Raw genomic sequence first — 16,906 nt, 5'->3', positions numbered from 1 at the left:
CGGCCGCCGCCCCCCCCGGGCGGGCGCGGGGGGGGGCCCCCCGCGCCGCGCCGGGGGGGGGGGGGGGGGGCCGGGGGCCCCCCCCCGCGCCCCCCCCCCCCGCTTCGTGACCGATCGCCGTCACCGACCAGCGCCGCGCTGCTCGGTGACGGCGATTGTCGTTGCGCTGCAGCGCTTCCCGGCATTCGACCGCGCCGACGGGGGTGTCAAGGCCGCGAGACCTACCCACCGCACGTGTCGGCTTTCCTTGCGCAGCAACCCGTCCCGCCGGGGAATTTCAGCCCACCGCGCGCGCCAGCTCCCCCGCCAGGTCGCCTTTCGGGCCGACCGCGACGCCGGACAGGCCGAGCCACTCCGCCATGTGCGCCAGCTCCCCCGCGAGCTCCTCGGCGACCCGCGACGCGTCAACGCCTTCTTCGGCGAAGGCGCCCTGCACCCGCAGCACCTCGGCCGCGCGGTCGGACTTCAGGTCGACACGGCCGGCGAGCACGCCGTCGAGGAGGAACGGGAACACGTAGTAGCCGTAGACCCGCTGGGGTTCCGGCACGTAGATCTCGATGCGATAGCGGAAGCCGAAGAGCCGTTCGGTGCGGGCGCGCTCCCAGATGAGCGGGTCGAACGGAGACAGGAGCGCCCGGCCGGTGATCGCGCGCGGCGTGCGGGCGGCGGCGTGGCGGTAGGCGACGCCGCGCCAGTCCTGGACCCGGACGGGCTCCAGCACACCCTCCTCGACGAGGTCGGCGACGGCCTGGTGCGCGACGTCCGGGCCCAGCCGGTAGTAGTCGCGCAGGTCGGTCTCCGTGGCGATGCCCAGTGCGCGCGCGGAGCGGTCGATCAGCCCGCGCGCACCGTCCTCGGCGGACACCTGGCGGGCCAGGAGCTCCGCCGGTACCACGCGTTCGGTGAGGTCGTAGAGCCGCTCGAACGACCGGCGCGTGCCCGTGGACAACCGGCCCAGGCCGAACAGGTACTCGCACGCCTTCTTGACCACCGAGCGCTCCCACCACGCCCCCGGCCCGCGCCCGGCGACCTCCGCCTCGAGCGCCTTCTCGATCGCGCCCGCCCCGATCGGGCCGTGTTCCTTGACGATCGCGAGCACGTCGTCGATCAGGCCCGGCACGGTCTCGACCACGCGCGCGTAGTTGCGCCACCAGCCGTCGCGCTTGGCGCCGGAGCGCAGCAGCGGCCAGTCCTCCACCGGCAGCAGGCTCGCCTCGTGGGCCCACGACTCCACGAGCAGCCGCGGCTTGCGCGCGGTGTCCGTCCAGGCGGCGTCGTCGACCAGCGCCCGGTCGTAGGCGCCCAGGCGGGAGAACACGGGCATGTAGTGCGCGCGCACGGCCACGTTCACGGAGTCCAGCTGCAGCAGCTGGACGCGCGAAAGCACCTTCGACAGGTGCCGGCGGTTCGGCGCCGCGGCGGGGCGCGCGTCGGCGAACCCCTGAGCGGCCAGCGCGGTGCGGCGGGCGGCGGGAAGGCTGATCGTCTGCATGGTGGGGCCATCGTGCCAGCCACCCCCGACAGTTCCGGGGCGGCGGCGGTAGATTGCCCCGCGTGAGTGCCGCCGAAGTCCGCCCCGCGACCCCGTCCGACGCCGCGGAGATCGCCCGCGTTCAACGGCTGACCTGGCGGGCGGCCTACACCGACCTGCTCGGCGCCGAGGCCATCGACGCGCTCGACGAAGCCGACCTCGAAGGCACGTGGACCGAAACGATCGCGTTCCCCGGCACCCGCGTGTACCTCGCGACCGAAGGCGAGTTCACCGTCGGCTACTGCGTGGCCGGCCCCGCGCCCGCCGAAGAGATCGCCTCGGCCGACGGCAGCGCCCCCGAAGACGCGGCCACCACCGGCCTGATCGCGACGCTCGTCGTCGAACCGCGCTGGGGCCGCCGCGGCCACGCCGGCCGCCTGCTCGGCACCGCCGCCACCGATCTGCGCGCCGACGGGCTCGAACGCGGCGTCACGTGGGTCGCGCAGTCGGACCACGCGACGCTCGGGTTCTACCGGCGTGCGGGCTGGGCGCCCGACGGGACCGTCCGCACCCTCGACACCGGCCGCGGCACGCTACGTGAGGTCCGCCTCACCGGCACGCTGCGGCTGGAACTCACGCGCTGACGGGTTCCGCGCGCTTCGCGAAGACGACCCAGCGCATCACCGAGTACATGAACACGCCCTCGCACGCCCCCGCGATGAGCCGCGACAGGTGGTACTCCAGCCCCAGCGCGGACAACCCGGCGCCGACGCCGAGCAGGAACGCGACGTAGTTGACCCCGATCGCCGCCGCGTAGAGCACCGCCTGCTTGCCCACGGGCGCGTGCGAGCGGAAGTTGAACGCGCGGTTGAGCACGAAGCTCAACGCGAACGCCAGCACGTACGACAGGCTGATCGCCAGCCACACCGGCCAGCCGAACCCGCCGTGGAACAGCGTCAGCAGCGCCAGGTCGACGCTGAAGGTAAAGCCGTTGATGATCACGAACCCGAGGAAGCTCGGCGCGACGAGCCGCGACAGCCCGAAAGGCAGGATCCGGACGACGGCCGCGCAGAACCCGGCGAAGCGATCGGCGAAGGGCACGTCGGTCACGCCCGCATGGTGTCAGCCGGAGGTGTCCGAGGGGCAGCGTCCAGGTGATCTTCTGGGGTCCGCCCCCTCGGGAATAGGGGGGTTAACCCCCGTGACCTGTTCGTGACGACTGCTAGCCTCGAATGACGAGGATCACTATCGGAGGGAGGCACGATGGGCTGGTTGCTCGTGACGCTCGGCGTCGCGTTCGGCTCGGCGATCGTGCCGCTGGTGAACGCCGAACTCTTCGTCGTGGGCCTGTGCGCCAGCCAGCACAACCCGCACTGGCTGTGGCTCGGCGCCGCCGTGGCCGTCGGGCAGATCGCCGGGAAGCTGCTGTACTTCCTCGCGGCGCGCGGCTCCATCCGGCTCCCGCGCTTCCTCCACGACCGCCTGCACCGCCAACGCCCACCGAGCGCGCGCCGCGACCGCTGGCACCGGCGCACCAAGGTGCTGCGCGCCAAGGTCGAAGCGCTGCGCGAACGCTGCCAGCGCCACCCGCACTGGATGGCGGGCACCTACGGCGTCAGCTCGCTCGTCGGCCTCCCGCCCTTCATGGCGACGAGCGTGCTCGCCGGCATGGTGCGGATGCGGCTGGTCACGTTCCTGGCGGCGGGCCTCGCCGGCCGCTGGGTGCGGTTCAGCGTGCTCGCGGCCGCGCCGGCGCTGTTCACCGGCTGGCTCCACTGAGCCGATTCAGCACAGAGCCGATTCACCACTGAGCTGATTCACTGACGCGCCGGATTCACTGACGCGGCGGCGCACCACCAGGCACAGGTGCTGCGGAAGGCCAACCCCTACTCCGCGGCACCCCCTGTCTTTCAGCGGTCCGCCGCCTCCAGGTCCACGGCCTTGCGCATCGTGGCGCGGGCCCGGCGGCGGTCGCCCGCGATGTCGTAGGCGTAGGCCAGGCGGTACCAGGCGCGCCAGTCGTCCTGGTTCGCCTCGACCTCCGCCCGGCGCTGGTCGAACCAGGCGTCGGCGGCGGCGCGGTCGACGCGGCCCGACGGGCGGCGCGGCAGGTCCGACACGTCGGGCAGGCCACCCTCCGCGTCGAGCCGGCGGGACAGGCGCTGGATCTGCAGGCCCGAGCGCCACGTGACGACCACGATCCACACGCCCAGCAGCGGCAGCAGGAACACGCCCACGCCGAGCGCGATGCCCGCGGGCGTCCCGGTGGCGAACAGCTGCACCGCCCGTTCCGCCAGCAGGACCAGGTACACCACCAGCGCCGCCGTCAGCAGCAGCGCGACGTTGCGGGCCCTCACAGGTCGAGCACGTTCTCCAGCCCGACCGTGAGGCCGGGGCGCGACACCACCGAGCGCACGCCGAGCAGCACGCCGGGCATGAACGACGTCCGGTCGAGCGAGTCGTGCCGGATGGTCAGGGTCTCCCCCTCGCCGCCGAACAGGATTTCCTCGTGGGCCACCAAACCGGGCAGCCGCACGGAGTGCACCGGCACCTGCTCGACGCGGGCGCCCCGGGCACCGTCCAGTTCGGACGTCGTGGCGTCGGAACCCGGCTCGAGCCCGGCGGCCGCGCGCGCTTCGCCGATCATCCGCGCGGTGTGCGCGGCGGTGCCCGACGGTGCGTCGGCCTTGCGGTTGTGGTGCAGCTCGATGATCTCCGCCGACGCGTAGAAGCGGGCCGCCTGCGCCGCGAAGCGCATCGCGAGCACCGCGCCCAGCGCGAAGTTCGGGGCGATCAGCACGCCCAGCGACGGCTTCGGCTCCAGCAGCGACCGCACCGTGGCGAGCCGCTCCTCGCTGAAGCCGGTCGTGCCGACCACGGCGTGGAGGTCGTGCTCGATCAGGAAACGCAAGTTGTCCAGCACTGCGTCGGGGTGGGTGAAGTCCACGACCACCTGGGCCTGCGTCAGGCTCGCGAGGTCGTCACCGGCGTCGAGCGCGGCCACGAGCTTCAGGTCCGCGGCGCCCTCGACGGCCTGGACCACCGTCGCGCCCATGCGGCCGCGCGCGCCCAGCACGCCGACGCGGATCGGGGAATCGGTCATGACGCGATCACCTCGTGCAGATCGTCCGGCAGGTCGTCGGCGTGAGCGTACGGCCCCACCACCGCCGCGGCCGACACCCCACCGGGGCGGCGCAGCAGAGTGCGAGCGAGCGCACACACCTCTTCGGTGGTCACCGCTTCGATGCGGGCCACGGTGTCGTCGACCCCCAGGTACCGGCCGTAGTTGAGCTCGTTCTTGCCGATGCGCGACATGCGCGACGACGTGTCCTCCAGCCCCAGCACGAGCCCGCCGCGCAGCTGTCCCTTGGCGCGCGCGACTTCGGCTTCGGTCAGGCCCTCGGACGCGACGGCGTCGAGCACTTCGCGGATCACACCCGCGACCTGGCCGAGCCGCTCCGGCTGGCAGCCCGCGTACACGGCCAGGTGTCCGGTGTCGGCGTAGCTGGCGACCGACGAGTACACCTGGTAGGCGAGCCCGCGCCGTTCCCGGATCTCCTGGAACAGCCGGGAACTCATGCCCCCGCCCAGCGCCGCGTTGAGCACGGACAGCGCGAAGCGGCGTTCGTCGTGGCGCGGCAACGACTTCAGGCCGAGCATCACGTGGGCCTGCTCGGTGTCGTCGGTGTGCAGCGCGAGCTTCGGCTGCGTGAGGATCCGGGCGCGGCCCGAGCGCGGCGGCACCGGTGTGCCCGCACCGTTGAGGCGATCACCCAGCGCGCCGCGGACCAAGCGCAGCACCTGGTTGTGCTCGACGTTGCCGGCGACGGCCAGCACCATGCGCGGCAGCGCGTAGCGGCGCTTGTAGAACCCGCGCAACGCCACCGGCGACATCTCGGTGATGGACTTCTCGGTGCCCAGCACCGGCCGGCCCAGCGGGTGGTCGCCGAGGATCGCGCCCACGAACGTCTCGTGCAGCAGGTCCTCGGGGTCGTCGTCGCGCATCGCGATCTCTTCGAGCACCACGCTGCGCTCGGTGTCCATGTCGCGGTCGGCGCACAGCGCCTCGAACACCACGTCGGTCACGAGGTCCATCGCCAGCGGCAGATCGGCGTCGAGCACCTGCGCGTAGTAGCAGGTGTGCTCCTTGGCCGTGAACGCGTTGAACTCACCGCCGACGGCGTCGATCTCCTCGGCGATCTGCGTGGCGTCGCGGTTGCTGGTGCCCTTGAACAGCAAGTGCTCCAGGTAGTGCGCGGCGCCCGCGACCGCGAGCGGCTCGTCGCGCGAACCGACACCGACCCACAACCCCACGGTGGCCGAGCGCGACGCCGGCACGTATTCCGTGATCACCCGCAGGCCGCCGGGGAGCACGCTGCGCCTGACGACCGCACCGTCCGGAGTGGACTCGAGCGTGCGGGTGCTGCCGACGGGCTGCTCGTGCCCGGAAACCTGCCGTGCCATGGGTTCCTTACTCACGATGCCGCGAAGGCCTCCTCGCCGGGATCGGCAAGGAGGCCTTCGACGGGTGTTCTTGTGCAGGAGAGGGAGGCGCCCTACTTGGCGTCGGCCTTGTCGGCGTCGGCCTTGTCAGCGCCCTCGGCGGGCTTGGCGTCCGCTGCGTCGTCCTCCTTGACCACGATCAGGCTGATCTTGCCGCGGTTGTCGATGTCGGCGATCTCGACGCGGAGCTTGTCGCCCACGTTGACCACGTCCTCGACCTTGGCGATCCGCTTGCCGTTGCCCAGCTTCGAGATGTGGACCAAGCCGTCCTTGCCCGGCAGCAGCGAGACGAACGCGCCGAACGCGGCCGTCTTCACCACGGTGCCGAGGAAGCGCTCGCCGACCTTCGGCAGCTGCGGGTTGGCGATGGCGTTGATCTTGTCGATCGCCGCCTCCGCCGACGGGCCGTCGGCCGCGCCCACGTAGATCGTGCCGTCGTCCTCGATCGAGATGTCGGCGCCGGTCTCCTCGGTGATCGAGTTGATCATCTTGCCCTTCGGGCCGATGACCTCGCCGATCTTGTCGACCGGGATCTTCACGGAGGTGACGCGCGGGGCGTACGGGCTCATCTCGTCCGGGCCGTCGATCGCCTCGGCGATGACTTCCAGAATGGTGAGGCGAGCGTCCTTCGCCTGCTTCAGCGCGGCCGCGAGGACCTCCGACGGGATGCCGTCGAGCTTCGTGTCGAGTTGCAGCGCGGTGATGATGTCCTTGGTGCCGGCGACCTTGAAGTCCATGTCGCCCAGCGCGTCCTCGGCGCCGAGGATGTCGGTGAGCGCGACGTAGCGCGTCTCGCCGTCGACCTCGTCGGACACCAGGCCCATCGCGATGCCCGCGACCGGCGCCTTCAGCGGCACGCCGGCGTTGAACAGGCCCATGGTCGACGCGCAGACCGAGCCCATCGACGTGGAGCCGTTGGAGCCCAGCGCTTCCGAGACCTGGCGGATCGCGTACGGGAACTCGTCGCGCTTCGGCAGCACCGGCACCAGGGCGCGCTCGGCGAGCATGCCGTGGCCGATCTCGCGCCGCTTCGGCGAGCCGACGCGGCCCGTCTCGCCGGTGGAGAACGGCGGGAAGTTGTAGTGGTGCAGGTACCGCTTCGTCGTCTCCGGCGACAGCGAGTCGATCTGCTGCTCCATGCGCAGCATGTTCAGCGTGGTGACACCCAGGATCTGGGTCTCCCCGCGCTCGAACAGCGCCGAGCCGTGGGCCCGCGGGATCACGGCGACCTCAGCCGAGAGCGACCGGATGTCGGTGAGCCCGCGCCCGTCCATGCGGATCTTCTCGGTGAGGACGCGGGTGCGCATGATCTTCTTGGTCAGCGCCTTGAACGCACCGCCGACCTCGCCGTCGCGGCCTTCGAAGGCCTCGCCCTCGCCCAGGCCCAGCTTCTCCAGCACGACGGCCTTGACCTCGTCGGTCGCCTTGTCGCGGTCCTGCTTGCCGGCGATGGTCAGCGCCTTCGCCAGGTCGTCGGCGGCGATGGCCGCGACGGCCTCGTAAATGTCCGGCTGGTAGGCCGGGTACAGCGGGAACTCGCCGGTCGGCTTCGCGGCCTCGGCGGCCAGGCGCTGCTGCGCCTCGCACAGGACGCGGATGAACGGCTTGGCGGCCTCGAGGCCCTCGGCGACCGAGGCCTCGTCGGGGGCCTTGCCACCGGCGGCGATGAGGTCGAGCGTGTGCTCGGTGCCCTCGGCCTCGACCATCATGATCGCGACGTCGTCTCCGACGATGCGGCCCGCGACCACCATGTTGAACGTGGCCTTCTCCAGCTGCGACCAGGTCGGGAACGCGACCCACTGGTCCTCGATCAGTGCGACGCGCACGCCGCCGACCGGGCCGGAGAACGGCAGTCCCGCGATCTGGGTGGAGGCCGACGCGGCGTTGATCGCCAGCACGTCGTACGGGTCGTCCGGGTTGAGGCTCTGGACGGTGATGACGACCTGGATCTCGTTGCGCAGGCCGTCGGCGAAGGACGGGCGCAGCGGGCGGTCGATCAGGCGGGCGGTGAGGATCGCGTCGGTCGACGGGCGGCCCTCACGGCGGAAGAACGCGCCGGGGATGCGGCCCACGGCGTACATCCGCTCCTCGACGTCCACGGTGAGCGGGAAGAAGTCGAAGTGCTCCTTCGGGTGCTTCGACGCCGTGGTGGCCGAGAGCAGCATGGTCTCTTCGTCGAGGTAGGCGACGACGGAGCCGGCGGCCTGCTTGGCCAGGCGGCCGGTCTCGAAACGCACGGTGCGGGTGCCGAACCGGCCGTTGTCGATCACGGCTTCGGTCTCGTGCACGGTGACTCCGGTGGAGTCCGTCATAGGGTGTGTCTCCTCTTTTGTGCTTCGTACGGCGCGAGTCTCCCACCCTGGGACCCGGTTCGCCCGCGGACGCTCGAGGAATGAGGCCGGTCTTCGATCGAAGCTCCCGGGACTTCGCGGTCTTCTCTCCCGGGAACCACTACCGAGGACCGGCGGACGGATCCTCCAGCGCGCTCGCGCCGCGTGGTGCTCTTCTTCTGTCCTTCTGGCACCGAGGGGGAGCGACCGGCCGGTCACTCCCCCTCGGGTCACGCTATCGGCGCAGGCCGAGTCGCTGGATCAGCGACCGGTACCGCTCGATGTCCACCTTCATCACGTAGTTCAGCAGCCGGCGGCGACGGCCGACCAGCAGCAGGAGCCCGCGACGGGAGTGGTGGTCGTGCTTGTGAGCCTTGAGGTGCTCGGTGAGGCCGACGATCCGCTTGGTCAGCAGAGCGACCTGGGCCTCGGGGGATCCGGTGTCCGAGTCGTGCACGCCGTACTCGGTCAGGATCGACTTCTTCTCTTCGGTGGTCAGCGCCACTGGTGTTGCTCCTCGTGAATCAGTGCCGTGGGGCCCGGGCCGCGCTGCGCGGCCGGGTAGCCGGTCTCGGCCGCCACGGACTGCAGCCGGACCCGATCGTCGAGGTTACCAGCCGTGAGATCGGTGCCCTCAGGCGCGGTTCAGCGCGAACGTCCGCAGCACCCGGTAGCGCGGCGCGGCGGTCGCGGCGCTCTCCATCAGGGCCACCTCGTCGGCCGGCCAGCTCCGGCTCGCGAACCCGGCGAGCCGCCGCGTCCACGATTCGGCGGCGCCGCGCCGGTCGCGCGGGAACCGCCCCAGCGTGAGGTGCGCCCGGTACGGCCGCTCCTCCGCGTCGGCGCCGGCCGCTTCGGCGAGCTGCGCCAGCCCCTCACCCACCACGTCCAACCACAACACGCCGGGGAAAGTTCCCGGACCGCCCAGCCGGACGTCGAGCGCGGGCCGCCCGGCCAGTGCGGACGCCAGGAAAGCGGCCCGTTCGTCCTCGTCGGCTTCGCCGTAGTACGCGAGCGTGACGTGCCAGTCCTCCGGCGGCGACCACCGCAGCCCGGAACCGGGTGCGGGGTCCCCCAGCGCCGCGGCCACCTCGGCCACGACGTCGGCGGGCGGGCGCAGCGCCGTGAACAGCCGCACGGGGCTACTGACTCGCCCCGGCGCGGCGCAGCAGCTCGGCCAGCACCGGGAAGTCGTCGTCGAGGCGCTTGGCGGCTTCGGTGAGGTCCTCGTCCTCGGCCACCTCGCGCAGCGCGGACAGCACGAGCCGTTCTTCGGAGCCGACCGGGATGTTGTCGCGGCCCACGGTGGGGCGCGAGTCGCGCACCTCCTCCAGCGCCGCCTGCATCGCTTCGCGGTTGCCCGCCGCGACCTCGGGGACGAGGATCTTGCGCTCGAGCATGATCATGCGCGCCAGCACCACGGGGTTGCCGATCTTCGCGCGCCGGCCGCTCATCACCTGGCTGAGCATCGGGGAGCTGATGCCGAGGACCTCGGCGAGGTGCGCCTGCGAGATGTCGAAGGCCACGACCAGTCTGCGCACCCGGTCGCCCAGCGGTTCGCCGTACCACTCGCGCTGCAGCGCGATGTTCCGCTGGACGATCTTGTGGTCCTCCACCTGTTCCGCTCTCCTCGGTCCCCGCTTCGGCCCGCTCGCGCGGGCCGCCCGTGAGCATCTTGCCATCGGACGCGCACCGCGCCGGTCCGAGCCGCCCGTTCGGCCCCGCGGCCGGAACCCGTCCGGGGAACGTCAGCCTTCGGCGACGAGCGCCTGGCGGGTGCGCTCCACGTCGTCGTCGATCCGCTTCACCAGCTCGTCGGGACGGCTGAACCGCTCCTGGTCGCGCAGCCGCGTGACGAAGTCGAGCGCGACGTGCTGGCCGTAGAAGTCCTCGTCGACGTCGAGCACGAAGGCCTCGACGGTGCGCTCGCGGCCGGAGAACGTCGGGTTCGTGCCCACCGACACGGCGGCCCGCAGCCGCCGGCCCGGGTCGACCAGCCGCGAGAACCACGCCGTGTACACGCCGTCGGCGGGCACGGCGGCGAACCGCGGGGTCGACAGGTTCGCGGTCGGGTACCCGAGGTCGTGGCCCCGGCCGTCGCCGCGCACGACGATGCCCTCCAGCCGGTGCGGGCGGCCCAGCGCGTCGGCGGCCGCCACCACGTCGCCGGCGTCGATGCACGACCGCACGTACGTGGAGGAGAAGGTGATGTCGTTGGCGCTGCGATCGCCCTCGGCCAGCGACCGGCCCTGCAGTTCGGCGCCGTAGGCCACGAACCCGAAGCGGCTGCCGAGCTGGCGCAGCAGCTTCACGTCACCGGCCGCCTTGGCGCCGAAGGTGAAGTTGTCGCCCACGAGCACGGCCGCGGCGTGCAGGCGGTCCACGAGCACCTCGTGCACGAACTCGTGGGGGGTGAGCCGCGAGAGCTCGAGGGTGAAGGGCAGCACGGCGAACACGTCGACGCCGAGTTCCTCGACGAGTTCGGCTTTGCGCCGCAACGTGGTCAGCTGCGCCGGGTGGCTGCCGGGCCGCAGCACCTCGGACGGGTGCGGGTCGAACGTGAGCACCACGCTCGGCACGCCGCGCTCGGCCGCCGCCCGCACCGTGCGGGAGATCAGCACCTGGTGCCCGCGGTGCACGCCGTCGAACACGCCGATGGTGACCACGCACCGTCCCCAGCCGCTCGGGAGGTCCCCGAGGCCACGCCACCGCTGCACTGTCGTCAACTCTCCCCGCGCCGGTCTCTCGCCCAACCGGCTCCCACCCTATGCGGGCAGCAGGACCACCACCGACCGGGCCACGCCCTCGGCGTCGGCCGCCAGTGCGAGCACGCGGCCGTCGGGCGCGAAGAGGCCGTAGGTGCCTTCGATGCCCGCCGCCGGGATGGCGCGGCCGTGGCGCACGGCCTGCGCGGCGGCCGCGTCGACGTCGTGGCGCGGGAAGGCTGCGGCGACGGCGGCGTCGAGGTCCAGCGACAGCTCGGGCTGCTCCTCCAGCTGGTCGAGCGTGCGGGCCCGGGCGAGCGTGAAGGGCCCGACCGTGGTGCGCCGCAGCGCGAGCAGGTGCCCGCCCACGCCGAGGCCGGCGCCGAGGTCGCGGGCCAGCGCGCGCACGTACGTCCCCGAGGAGCACTCGACCACGGCGTCGAGCTCGATGCGGTCGTCCTCGCGGCGCACGGCCAGCACGTCGAAGCGGTAGACGGTGACCGGCCGCGGCGGGAGCACCACGTCCTCCCCCGCGCGGACCCGCGCGTAGGCGCGCTTGCCGTCGATCTTCACGGCGCTGACCGCGCTCGGCACCTGCTGGATGTCGCCGGTGAGCGCGGCGACGCCGTCGGCGAGCTGCTCGTCGGTGATCTTCGCCAGCGCGGCGGGCTCGGCGTCGGCGAGCACCTCGCCCTCGGCGTCGTCGGTCGTGGTCGACCGGCCCAGCGACAGCGTCGCGAGGTAGGTCTTGCGGTCGAGCGCGAGGTGACCGAGCAGCTTGGTCGCGCGCTCGATGCCGAGCACCAGCACGCCCGTGGCCATCGGATCGAGCGTGCCGGCGTGGCCGACCTTGCGCGTGCCCATGATCCGGCGCGCCCTCGCGACGACGTCGTGCGACGTCAGGCCGGCCGGTTTGTCGACGATGAGCAGACCGGGCGGCGGAGCGGGGCGGCGCGGTTCTTTCGGGCGAGACACGGGGCGAACCCTATCGAGACGTCCGGTTCCGACCGGCGGGCGGTTGTCAGGCCGCGACGGCCGCGGGTTCGGCCAGCACCTCGCCGTCCCAGCGCCGGCGCGTGAGCCGCACGGGCACGTCTTCGCCGCGCGCTTCGGCGGCGAACACGTGGGCGCGGGCGCGGCGCCACCACACGAGCATCCGCGACGTGCCCAGCGCGAGCACCACCACGACGCTCAGCAGCGCCACGCGGAAGTTCCCGCCCGTCCACTGCAGCAGCACGCCCACCACGAGCGAGGTGACCGTGGTCGCGACGAACCCGGCGACGTTCACGACACCGGTCGCCGTGCCGACGCGCTCGATCGGGTTGTAGTCGCGCGCCAGCGCGAACCCGATCATCGACACCGGACCACCGAGCGACAGCAGGGCGAACGCGGGCGCCAGCACGCCGAGCGGGATGTGGCCGCTCCAGCCCAGCAGCACGCCCCACGTGACCGCGGCGGTGCCGAGGTACCCGCCGACGATCGGCATCCGCAGCTCCGGGTGACGGCTGATGACCGTGCCCAGCACCGGGCCGCCGACGAGCGAGCCGAACACGAAGACCGTCAGCATCGCGCTCGCCGTCGCGGCAGGCACACCCTGGCCCTGCACGAGGAACGGGACGCCCCACAGCAGGGTGAGCACGTTGGGCGCGAACATCGTGCTGAAGTGCGTCCAAAACCCCAGCCGCGTGCCGGGCACACGCCACGCGGCGCGGATCTGGCGCGCGAGCAGCGCCGGGTGCACGGGAACGCGCTCGGGTTCGGGGACGCCGAGCGGGGTGTCGCGCACGCGCAGCACCACCGGCACCGCGTACAGCAGCGTGAGGGCGCCGACGGCGACGAAGGTGAGCGTCCACCCGGGACCGTCGAGCAACAGCGTCAGCGGCACGGTGGCGGCGAGGTTGCCGACGTAGCCGATGGCGGAGGTGAACGACGTGATCAGCGCGTACTGGCGCGCCGGGAAGTGCGCGGCGATCAGGCGCAGCACGCTGACGAACGTCAGCGCGTCGCCGAGGCCGAGCACACCGCGAGCGAGGAGGCCGACGCCGTAGCTTTCGGCGAGGCCCAGCAGCAGCTGGCCGGTGCCGAGGATCAGCACGGCGGCGGTGAGCACGCGGCGCGGGCCGTAGCGGTCGACGAGGACGCCGGTGGGGATCTGCATGGCGGCGTAGACCCCGACCTGCAGCACGGTGAACGTGCCGAGCGCCGCGGCGCCGACGCCGAAGCGGTCGGCGGCTTGCAGCCCCGCGACCCCGAACGAGGTGCGGTGGAACACGGCGAGCAGGTAGACGAACACGGCGGTGAGCCAGATGAGCCAGGACCGGACAGGGGCGCGGCCGGCGGGCGACAAGATTTCCTCCTGGAGGTAGCGATCGTCGGGAAGACGACGACGCTGCCGCCTCGATCGTTGTATCGCCTCAGCAAGCTCGAAACATAGCCGTTACCTCGGTGGTGTTCACCACATCACCCGATCACCGCAGCGCCACTCGACCGCTGATCCCGACGACGGTGTCGCCGCCGACCCACACGTCGCCGCCCGCCCGGCGCACGTGCACGCGGCCCCGCCGGCCGAGCCGGGTGCCCTGCGCGGCGACGTACGCCTCGGGCGCGCGCCCGGTCCCGATGAGCCACTGGCCGATCGCCGCGTTGAGGCTGCCCGTGACCGGGTCTTCGACGACGCCGGTGAACGCGCGGACCTCGAAGTCGGCGTCGCCGCCGGGCCCGACCAGGCCGACCTTGTACTCGCCCAGGGCCACGACATCCGGCTCCACGCCGAGCACGGCCTCGGCGTCCTTGAGCAGGAGCGCGACCCACCCGGGCCCGTTGTCGGCCCACTGAGCGTCGACGACGTCCGCTGCGTCGAGGTGCAGCGCCCGCCGGATCGCCGCGAGGTCCGCGTCGTCGACCGGGCCCCGGCGGCGCAGCGGCGGCGCGGCGAAGGCGAGCCGGCCCTCGCCGCGCCGCACCCGGACGAGGCCGGCCCCGCACTCCTGCACGAGGTCCTCGCCCTTCGGCTCGCCACCCGCCTCCAGCCACGCCCGCGCCGACCCGAGCGTCGGGTGCCCCGCGAACGGCAGCTCGCGCGCCGTCGTGAAGATCCGCACGCGGTAGTCGGCGGCGGGATCGGCGGGCGGCAGCAGGAAGGTGGTCTCGCTGAGGTTGGTCCAGCGGGCGAACGCGGCCATCCGGTCGTCGGACAGGTCCTCGGCGTCGTGGACCACGGCGAGGGCGTTGCCGAGGGCGAGCTGGTCGGTGAAGACGTCGATCTGGCTGAAGCGCATGGCCCCACCCTGGCACCGCGGCGCGGCGTGCAGCGAGGGGATTTCACCCGCCGCGCACGGCGCCGACCACGGCCCAGTGGCCGGAGCGCCAGCGGATCAGCACGGCGGCCAGGCGGAAGACCATGAACAGCGACAGGCCCGTCCAGATCCCGAGCAGGCCCCAGCCGAAGGCGAGCGACAGCCAGATCAGCGGCAGGAACCCCAGGCCCGCGGACACGAGCGTGGCGGTGCGCAGGAACGCGGCGTCGCCGGCGCCCAGGAGGACGCCGTCGAGGGCGAAGACGACACCCGCGATCGGCTGCAGAGCCACGAAGAACCACCACGCGTGCGGGATCTCCGCGAGCACCCCCGGGTCGGAGGTGAACGCGTGGGGCAGGGTGCTCCACAGCGCGGCGAACAGCACGCACAGGAAGCACCCGAGCACGAGCCCGTACCCGGTGATCTGCGTCGCGACACCGCGGGCCTGGCGAGCCGCGCCGCCGCCCAGCGCGGCGCCGACGAGCGACTGCGCGGCGATCGCGACGGAGTCGAGCACGAGCGAGAGGAACGTCCACAGCTGCAGCACCACCTGGTGCGCGCCCACGGCCTCGGTCGAGGTGCGCGCCGCGACGGCGGCCGCCGAGACGAAGCAGGCCTGGAACGCGAGGCTGCGCAGCACGAGGTCGCGGCCGAGGCCCAGCTGCGCGCGCATCACGCCGAAGTCGGGGCGCAGCCCGACGCGTTCGCGCACCAGCGCCGCGAGGAACAGCGACGCCGAGATCACCTGGGCCACGACGTTGGCGATCGCCGAACCCTCCAGGCCGAGGCCCGCGACGTAGACCAGCAGCGGGCACAGGACCGCCGAAAGGCCGTTGCCCGCCAGGACGTAACGCAGCGGCCGCGCCGCGTCCTGCACCCCGCGCATCCAGCCGTTGCCGGCCATGGTCACGAGGATCAGCGGCGCCCCGAACAGCGCGATCCGCAGCCACGACACGGCCGACGCCGCGATCTCGTCGCTGCCCGAGAGCGCGCGGGCGATCGGCCCGGCCAGCAGCTGCCCAGCGCCGAGCAGGACGAGGCCGACCAGCACGGCGAGCCACGTGGCCTGAACCCCTTCGCGCACGGCGTCTTCGCGCCGGCCGGCTCCGTGCAGCCGCGCGGTGCGCGACGTGGTGCCGTAGGACAGGAACGTCAGCTGCGTCGAGATCTGCGACAGCACCACCCCGCCGAGGGCGAGGCCGGCCAGCGGCAGCGCGCCCAGGTGCCCGACCACCGCCGTGTCGACGAGCACGTACAGCGGCTCGGCGGCCAGCACCCCGAGCGCGGGTACGGCGAGCCCGAGCACGCGGCGGGCGGGAATGCGGTCCTCGGGCATCAGCACGGCTTCTTCGGGCACCCCGCGAGCGTAACCACCGGCCCCGACGATTCCGGCGCCGAGCACCACCGGCCGCCGGCTCCCCGGGTCACCGGCCCCACAACGTCCACAGTGGACACTGGACCGGTCGGGCGTTACCGTGCGTGCGTACCCACGTCCACCCGCGCCACCGGCCCGAGGACGAACGCGGCGCTCAGCAGCCGGTCGCTAGCGGCATCGGGGAGAACTGGCCGGACGACGTCAGTCGCCGTTCAGCAGCGGGGCCCGGCCCAGCGCGTCGCGCAGCCGCGCCAGCACGTCGTCCGCCGTGCCCTCCATCGTGCAGCCCGCCGCCATCCGGTGGCCCCCGCCGCCGAACTCCGCGGCCGCGGCCGAGACGTCGACGCGGCCGGCGGAGCGCAACGACACCGTCCACACCGAACTGTGCGCCGCGGGACCGAACTCCTTGAGCACGGCCGCGACGCCGGCCTCGCGCGTCGAGCGCACGACGTCGATCACCGACTCGACCTCTTCGCTGCGCACGGTCGCCGCGACGGCCAAGCGCACCACGGCGTGCACGAACCCGAAACCCTGCGCGGCCTCGGGTTCCAGCCGCGCCTCCGCCAGCACGGCCGAGAGCATCGGCAGCCACGCGAACGGGTGGTCGTCCACGATCCGGCGCGCCACCTCCGACGGGTTCACCCCCGCCGCCAGCAGGCGCGCGGCGATCAGGTGGGTTTCCGGCCGCGCGCGGCGGAACCCGCTGGTGTCCGTGACGATCCCCGCGTACAGGCACCGTGCGGCGGGTTCGTCCAGCTCGACGCCCATCGCCTCGATGATCTGCGCGACCAGCACCGCGGTCGCCTCGGTGCCCTCGTCGACCACGTGGTGGGTGCCGTAGAACTCGTTCGTGGCGTGGTGGTCCACCACGAGCACCGACCCGCCGGCCGCGCGCACGGCGGGCACGCGCCCGGCCAGCCGGCCCAGCCGCGACGGCGCCGGCGTGTCGAGCGCGATCAGCAGCTGCTCGGTCTCGGGCAGGTCCTCCGGCTTGGTCAGGAGCCCGTCGACGTCGAGCCAGGCGAGCGTTTCCGGGGCCTCGTCGGGCTCGCCGAAGGAGACCCGCACCCGGGCCCCGCGCCGGTGCAGCACGTGGCCGAGGGCCAGTGCGCTGCCCAGCGCGTCGGCGTCGGGGCGCACGTGCCCCAGCAGCGTCACGTCGGTGGCCCCGGCCAGCAGGGCCGCGGCGGCTTCGATGTCCTGCGCCAAAGTAGCTGTCACAGTGC

General features: G+C 72.9%; 17 protein-coding genes. 2 read left to right on the top strand and 15 right to left on the bottom strand.

The window, feature by feature from the left end:
• Positions 1-277: 277 nt before the first annotated feature.
• Positions 278-1,492 carry a winged helix-turn-helix domain-containing protein gene (locus ACIA77_RS37120; protein ID WP_395890769.1) on the bottom strand — a complete coding sequence of 405 codons (1,215 nt, stop codon included), beginning with the start codon at positions 1,490-1,492 and terminating at the stop codon, positions 278-280.
• A 62-nt stretch (positions 1,493-1,554) separates the two neighbouring features.
• Between ACIA77_RS37120 and ACIA77_RS37115 the strand changes: the two genes are divergently transcribed.
• A complete protein-coding gene (locus ACIA77_RS37115; protein ID WP_395890768.1) occupies positions 1,555-2,115 on the top strand; it encodes a GNAT family N-acetyltransferase in 561 nt (186 codons plus the stop codon).
• Here ACIA77_RS37115 and ACIA77_RS37110 read toward each other — a convergent pair.
• Positions 2,105-2,581, bottom strand: a complete 477-nt coding sequence (locus ACIA77_RS37110) for a GtrA family protein (RefSeq protein ID WP_395890766.1) — start codon at positions 2,579-2,581, stop codon at positions 2,105-2,107. The genes ACIA77_RS37115 and ACIA77_RS37110 overlap by 11 nt on opposite strands.
• Before the next feature lie 153 nt (positions 2,582-2,734).
• Between ACIA77_RS37110 and ACIA77_RS37105 the strand changes: the two genes are divergently transcribed.
• Complete coding sequence (locus ACIA77_RS37105) at positions 2,735-3,250, top strand: hypothetical protein (RefSeq protein WP_395890765.1); 516 nt, start codon at positions 2,735-2,737, stop codon at positions 3,248-3,250.
• Positions 3,251-3,381: 131 nt separating this feature from the next.
• Here ACIA77_RS37105 and ACIA77_RS37100 read toward each other — a convergent pair whose 3' ends face one another.
• The 13 genes from ACIA77_RS37100 to ACIA77_RS37040 all read right to left on the bottom strand — a co-directional run bounded on the left by ACIA77_RS37100 (position 3,382) and on the right by ACIA77_RS37040 (position 16,901).
• The gene (locus tag ACIA77_RS37100) at positions 3,382-3,828 is read right to left on the bottom strand and encodes a tetratricopeptide repeat protein (RefSeq protein WP_395890764.1); all 447 of its coding nucleotides are present in this window, start codon (positions 3,826-3,828) and stop codon (positions 3,382-3,384) included.
• The gene (gene dapB / locus ACIA77_RS37095) at positions 3,825-4,574 is read right to left on the bottom strand and encodes a 4-hydroxy-tetrahydrodipicolinate reductase (protein ID WP_395890763.1); all 750 of its coding nucleotides are present in this window, start codon (positions 4,572-4,574) and stop codon (positions 3,825-3,827) included. The genes ACIA77_RS37100 and dapB overlap by 4 nt, the downstream gene beginning before the upstream one ends.
• Positions 4,571-5,935, bottom strand: a complete 1,365-nt coding sequence (locus ACIA77_RS37090; RefSeq protein ID WP_395890761.1) for a M16 family metallopeptidase — start codon at positions 5,933-5,935, stop codon at positions 4,571-4,573. The genes dapB and ACIA77_RS37090 overlap by 4 nt, the downstream gene beginning before the upstream one ends.
• A gap of 92 nt (positions 5,936-6,027) precedes the next feature.
• Positions 6,028-8,286, bottom strand: a complete 2,259-nt coding sequence (locus tag ACIA77_RS37085; RefSeq protein WP_395890760.1) for a polyribonucleotide nucleotidyltransferase — start codon at positions 8,284-8,286, stop codon at positions 6,028-6,030.
• A gap of 253 nt (positions 8,287-8,539) precedes the next feature.
• A complete protein-coding gene (gene rpsO / locus ACIA77_RS37080; protein ID WP_395890759.1) occupies positions 8,540-8,809 on the bottom strand; it encodes a 30S ribosomal protein S15 in 270 nt (89 codons plus the stop codon).
• A 129-nt stretch (positions 8,810-8,938) separates the two neighbouring features.
• Positions 8,939-9,442 carry an RNA 2',3'-cyclic phosphodiesterase gene (thpR, locus tag ACIA77_RS37075; protein WP_395890758.1) on the bottom strand — a complete coding sequence of 168 codons (504 nt, stop codon included), beginning with the start codon at positions 9,440-9,442 and terminating at the stop codon, positions 8,939-8,941.
• A gap of 4 nt (positions 9,443-9,446) precedes the next feature.
• Positions 9,447-9,920 (bottom strand): helix-turn-helix domain-containing protein, encoded by a 474-nt coding sequence (locus ACIA77_RS37070; protein WP_395890757.1) that lies wholly within the window; start codon positions 9,918-9,920, stop codon positions 9,447-9,449.
• 132 nt (positions 9,921-10,052) lie between these two features.
• Entirely contained in the window at positions 10,053-11,021 is a 969-nt protein-coding gene (locus tag ACIA77_RS37065; protein ID WP_395890774.1) for a bifunctional riboflavin kinase/FAD synthetase, read from the bottom strand.
• 48 nt (positions 11,022-11,069) lie between these two features.
• On the bottom strand, positions 11,070-11,984 hold the full coding sequence (truB, locus tag ACIA77_RS37060) for a tRNA pseudouridine(55) synthase TruB (RefSeq protein ID WP_395890756.1): 915 nt from the start codon (positions 11,982-11,984) through the stop codon (positions 11,070-11,072).
• 46 nt (positions 11,985-12,030) lie between these two features.
• Complete coding sequence (locus tag ACIA77_RS37055) at positions 12,031-13,356, bottom strand: nitrate/nitrite transporter (RefSeq protein WP_395890755.1); 1,326 nt, start codon at positions 13,354-13,356, stop codon at positions 12,031-12,033.
• A gap of 121 nt (positions 13,357-13,477) precedes the next feature.
• The gene (locus ACIA77_RS37050) at positions 13,478-14,287 is read right to left on the bottom strand and encodes a PhzF family phenazine biosynthesis protein (protein WP_395890754.1); all 810 of its coding nucleotides are present in this window, start codon (positions 14,285-14,287) and stop codon (positions 13,478-13,480) included.
• A gap of 43 nt (positions 14,288-14,330) precedes the next feature.
• Positions 14,331-15,641 carry an MATE family efflux transporter gene (locus ACIA77_RS37045; protein WP_395890772.1) on the bottom strand — a complete coding sequence of 437 codons (1,311 nt, stop codon included), beginning with the start codon at positions 15,639-15,641 and terminating at the stop codon, positions 14,331-14,333.
• A gap of 240 nt (positions 15,642-15,881) precedes the next feature.
• Entirely contained in the window at positions 15,882-16,901 is a 1,020-nt protein-coding gene (locus ACIA77_RS37040) for a bifunctional oligoribonuclease/PAP phosphatase NrnA (protein WP_395890753.1), read from the bottom strand.
• Positions 16,902-16,906: the final 5 nt, after the last annotated feature.

The organism is Amycolatopsis sp. NPDC051903, from assembly GCF_044452505.1.
In the GTDB taxonomy this organism is placed as follows: domain Bacteria; phylum Actinomycetota; class Actinomycetes; order Mycobacteriales; family Pseudonocardiaceae; genus Amycolatopsis.
Note: the sequence above shows the minus strand (reverse complement) of the source record. Positions and strands in the feature narration are given on the sequence as shown.